This window comes from Hymenobacter agri (assembly GCF_054778495.1).
On sequence record NZ_BAAGZM010000933.1, the window covers coordinates 1 to 1183 of the forward strand.

The 1183-nt window shown below is 61.5% G+C and carries 2 protein-coding genes; both read right to left on the reverse strand.

What is annotated here, in order from left to right; all coding sequences use genetic code 11:
• Positions 1 to 661: ammonium transporter (locus ACYVDE_RS23480; protein ID WP_460503949.1), on the reverse strand; the 661-nt coding region annotated here is incomplete at its 3' end.
• 121 nt (positions 662 to 782) lie between these two features.
• Positions 783 to 1183, reverse strand: a 401-nt coding sequence (locus tag ACYVDE_RS23485; protein ID WP_460503950.1) for an ATP-binding protein, incomplete at its 5' end; no start/stop codon positions are given.

Sequence of the window (1183 nt, forward strand, 5' to 3'; positions counted from 1 at the left end):
GGCCCAGGGCCAGCGCGCCCGCCAGCGCCGCGAAGCCGGCCGAGATGTGCACCACCGTACCGCCGGCGAAGTCGAGCACGCCCCACTTCAGGAGGAAGCCGTCGGGGTGCCAGGTCCAGTGGGCCAGGGGGCAGTAGATGAGCAGGCTAAACAGGCACATGAACAGCAGATAGCCCCAGAAGCGGATGCGCTCGGCAAACGCGCCGCTGATGAGGGCTGGCGTGATGATGGCAAACTTGAGCTGAAACGCCGCAAACAACACCAGCGGCAGGTTGGGCGCGAGGCGCGGGTGGGCCGCCGTGCCCACGTTGTTGAACATGAAAAACGTGAGCGGATTACCGATAACGCCTCCAATGCTGTCGCCAAACGCCAGCGAGAAGCCCACCACGTACCAGAGCAGCGAAATGACTCCCAGCGCGATAAAGCTCTGCAGCATGGTCGAAATAACGTTACGCTTGCTCACCATGCCGCCGTAGAAGAAGGCCAGGCCGGGCGTCATCAGCAGCACGAGGCCGGAGGCCGACAGCATCCAGGCCAGGTCAGCAGGCTCGAAGGCGTTGGGTTTGGCTTCGGGGTGGCTCTGGGGCAGGAAGGCAGCGATGCCGGCCAGCAGCAGCAGCAGGCCCAGGCAGGCGGTAGCGAGAAGTTGCTTACGAGTCATAGCGGGGTGCGATTTTGAATGCCACTTAGCGAAGTTAAGCATCATTTTTAATCTTACCCCCTATTTTAAAAAGGTATTAACTCAAATTTTTACATAAAATCATTTCAACAACCTTTCGCACTCACCCCACTTTGGTAAAATCAATACTAAATTCCGTTCGGTTATCCTCGGTACTGTGAAGCTGGAACCGGAAGCCGTGCGCCAGCAGCACATCGCGCACCAGGGTGAGGCCAATGCCCTGCCCGTCGCGCTTGGTGCTGAAGAAGGGCGTGAATAGGCGCTGGCTCACCTCGGGGGTGAGCGGGGGGCCGTCGTTGGCGATGGACAGCGTCGGCGGGCTGAGCGTGGCGCGCACCCAGATGTTGCCGTCGTGGCCGATGGCTTCGAGGGCATTTTTGGTCACGTTCAGCAGGGCTTGTTCGAGCTGCTGGGCGTCGAGGGCGACTAGGAGCGGCTCGTCGGGCAGGTCGAGGTGCCACTGGATGCGGCGCTCGGCGCTCTGGGGCTGGAGCAGGCGGGCGG